Origin of the sequence: Pseudomonas sp. NPDC089569 (assembly GCF_050280625.1) — a bacterium.
Lineage (GTDB): Bacteria > Pseudomonadota > Gammaproteobacteria > Pseudomonadales > Pseudomonadaceae > Aquipseudomonas.
Window position 1 is genome coordinate 1 of sequence record NZ_JBNNVQ010000212.1, and the last position, 3,253, is coordinate 3,253.

Genomic DNA, 3,253 nt, shown 5'->3' on the forward strand with positions numbered 1-3,253 from the left:
ACGCACAACCGGAAGAGGTTCAGCGTTGCAGGCAGGCCGGGATGGATGACTGCCTGTTCAAACCCCCCCGTGGTCGTAAAGTGATCGACAAGGGCGCTGACGAGTAATCACTTGTCCGCTCAAGTCATCGCGATTGACGCAATGGGCGGGGACTTCGGTCCCCGCAGCATTGTTCAGGCCAGCATCGCTTGCCTCTCTGCCTCGCCCTCGCTGTACCTGACCCTCGTCGGTCAACCCTCCCTTCTTGAAGAATTGATCGCTGGCCAACCGGCTGTGGATCGCGCGCGCCTGTCGATTGCTCCGGCCTCTGAAGTCATTGCCATGGACGAAAAGCCTGCCCAGGCTCTGCGTGGCAAGCCTGATTCGTCGATGCGCGTGGCACTTGAGATGCTGCGTGATGGCAAAGTCCAGGCGTGCGTCAGTGCCGGTAATACCGGGGCGTTGATGGCATTGTCGCGATTCGTGCTCAAGACTTTGCCCGGTATTGACCGGCCGGCCATGGTCGCGGCAATTCCGACCCAGAAAGGTTATTGCCAGTTGCTCGATCTGGGGGCCAATGTCGATTGCAGCGCCGAGCACCTGCTGCAGTTTGCGGTGATGGGCTCGGTTGCCGCACAAAGCCTGGGCGTCGTTCGTCCGCGGGTGGCGTTACTGAACATCGGCACCGAAGACATCAAGGGAAATCAGCAGGTCAAGTTGGCTGCAACCTTGTTGCAAAATGCCCGTGGTATCAACTACATCGGCTTTGTCGAAGGCGATGGTTTGTACCGTGGCGAAGCGGATGTGGTGGTGTGCGACGGTTTTGTCGGCAATATTCTGCTCAAGTCCAGTGAGGGGCTGGCGACCATGATCGCCGGGCGCATCGAGGCCTTGTTCAGGAAAAACCTGCCGTCACGCATGGTGGGTGCACTGGCGTTGCCGTTGATGAAGCGATTGCAGGCAGATCTGGCGCCTGCGCGGCATAACGGTGCAAGTTTTCTCGGTTTGCAGGGTATTGTGGTGAAAAGTCACGGTTCTGCCGGGGTGCAGGGGTTTCAGAGTGCGATTTCCCGTGCCTTGATCGAGATACAGGAAAACCTGCCGGAGCGCATTCACGGTCGTCTGGAGGATTTGTTGCCTTAGGCGTTTTCGTCGGACAATGCTTAAATGTGACCGCTCAATTCAATTGGCCATCCAACTGTCAGTTTCTTGCGTCCCCCAAAGCGGGGCGTCAATTCTCCGACGATAAGATCATTAGGGGCTTGTTACATGTCTGCTTCCCTCGCATTCGTCTTTCCGGGACAGGGTTCTCAGTCCCTCGGCATGCTGGCCGAGTTGGGCGCGCAACATCCGGTTGTCCTGGAAACGTTCAAAGAAGCTTCCGATGCTCTGGGTTATGACCTGTGGGCACTGACCCAGCAGGGGCCGGAAGAGCAACTCAATCAAACCGATAAAACCCAGCCGGCCATTCTGACCGCTTCGATCGCCTTGTGGCGTTTGTGGCTGGCTGAAGGCGGTGCGCGTCCGGCTTACGTTGCCGGCCACAGCCTGGGCGAATACAGCGCGCTGGTCGCCGCGGGCAGTCTGAGCCTGGGTGATGCGGTCAAGCTGGTCGAAACCCGCGGCAAGCTGATGCAGGAAGCCGTTCCGGCCGGACAGGGCGCCATGGCTGCCATCCTGGGCCTGGACGACGCCGATGTGCTGGCGGCCTGTGCCGAAGCGGCGCAAGGCGAAGTGGTCAGCGCGGTCAATTTCAACTCCCCGGGGCAGGTGGTCATCGCTGGCGCCAAGGCAGCGGTCGAGCGCGCCATCGAGGCTTGCAAGGCTCGCGGCGCCAAGCGCGCCATGCCGTTGCCGGTCAGTGTTCCATCCCATTGCGAACTGATGCGTCCGGCAGCCGAGCGTTTTGCCGAGTCGGTCGCTGCAATCGACTGGCAGGCACCACAGATTCCCGTGGTCCAGAACGTCAGTGCCGATGTACCGGCCGATCTGGAAACACTCAAGCGTGATCTGCTTGAACAGCTCTACAAGCCTGTGCGCTGGGTCGAATCGGTCCAGACGCTGGCGGCCAAGGGCGCGACCGATCTGGTCGAGTGCGGTCCGGGCAAGGTCCTTGCCGGCCTGAACAAACGTTGCGCCGAAGGCGTATCGACTTCCAACCTCAATACCCCAGACGCTTTCGCTGCCGCCCGCGCAGCGCTGGCCTGAATCAGGAGAAGCTTGCATGAGTCTGCAAGGTAAAGTTGCACTGGTCACTGGTGCGAGCCGCGGTATCGGCCAGGCTATCGCCCTGGAATTGGGTCGTCAGGGTGCAATCGTCGTTGGCACCGCGACTTCGGCTTCCGGTGCCGAGCGCATTGCTGCCACTCTGAAGGAGAATGGCATTCAGGGTACTGGCCTGGAGCTCAACGTCACCAGCGATGAGTCCGTGGCGGCAATGCTTGAGAGCATTCAGCAGCAGTTCGGTGCGCCGGCGATTCTGGTCAATAACGCCGGTATCACCCGCGACAACCTGATGATGCGCATGAAAGACGACGAGTGGCATGACGTCGTCGATACCAACCTGAACAGTCTGTTCCGCCTGTCCAAGGGCGTTTTGCGTGGTATGACCAAGGCCCGTTGGGGACGAATTATCAGTATCGGCTCGGTTGTGGGTGCCATGGGCAACGCAGGCCAAGTAAACTACGCTGCCGCCAAGGCCGGTCTGGAAGGTTTCAGTCGCGCACTGGCGCGTGAAGTCGGTTCGCGTTCGATTACGGTAAACTCGGTGACCCCAGGGTTCATCGACACCGATATGACCCGTGAACTGCCCGAGGCGCAGCGTGAAGCCTTGCAGACGCAGATTCCGCTGGGTCGTCTGGGGCAAGCTCAAGAGATCGCGTCTGTGGTCGCTTTTCTTGCATCCGACGGTGCGGCATACGTTACCGGGGCTACAATCCCGGTGAACGGCGGGATGTACATGAGTTAAATGTGACGGATTGCTTCAAAAAAATGTCATACGAGCTGTCTAAAATCCGTTATAAAGCTGCAATCTATTTATAGGCAGAGGGTCGCGGGGTTCGAGGAGTGAAGCTTTCGGTTGAAAAGCTGAAAAGCCTTTCTATACACTTACCCACTGGCCAGCTGCCTGAATTTGTCCATTAGGAGTGAAAACAAGGTATGAGCACCATCGAAGAGCGCGCGGCATTCTCTGGTGTCGGGCACATAAGCATTTTTCAGTGATTTGCTCTAGCAATTCGCCCGCGTCCTCTGGCTCGCCACCCGCTATTTCTCG

General features: G+C 58.7%; 3 protein-coding genes. All 3 read left to right on the top strand.

Translation table 11 applies throughout. The annotated features are described in order from the left end of the window. The first annotated feature begins 111 nt into the window (after positions 1-111). Entirely contained in the window at positions 112-1,122 is a 1,011-nt protein-coding gene (gene plsX, locus ACQKP2_RS32260) for a phosphate acyltransferase PlsX (RefSeq protein ID WP_427582303.1), read from the top strand. Positions 1,123-1,248: 126 nt separating this feature from the next. Next, positions 1,249-2,187, top strand: coding sequence for an ACP S-malonyltransferase (fabD, locus tag ACQKP2_RS32265; RefSeq protein ID WP_427582304.1), 939 nt, complete (start codon positions 1,249-1,251; stop codon positions 2,185-2,187). A gap of 16 nt (positions 2,188-2,203) precedes the next feature. Then, positions 2,204-2,947 carry a 3-oxoacyl-ACP reductase FabG gene (gene fabG, locus ACQKP2_RS32270; protein ID WP_427582305.1) on the top strand — a complete coding sequence of 248 codons (744 nt, stop codon included), beginning with the start codon at positions 2,204-2,206 and terminating at the stop codon, positions 2,945-2,947. The last annotated feature ends 306 nt before the right edge of the window (positions 2,948-3,253 follow it).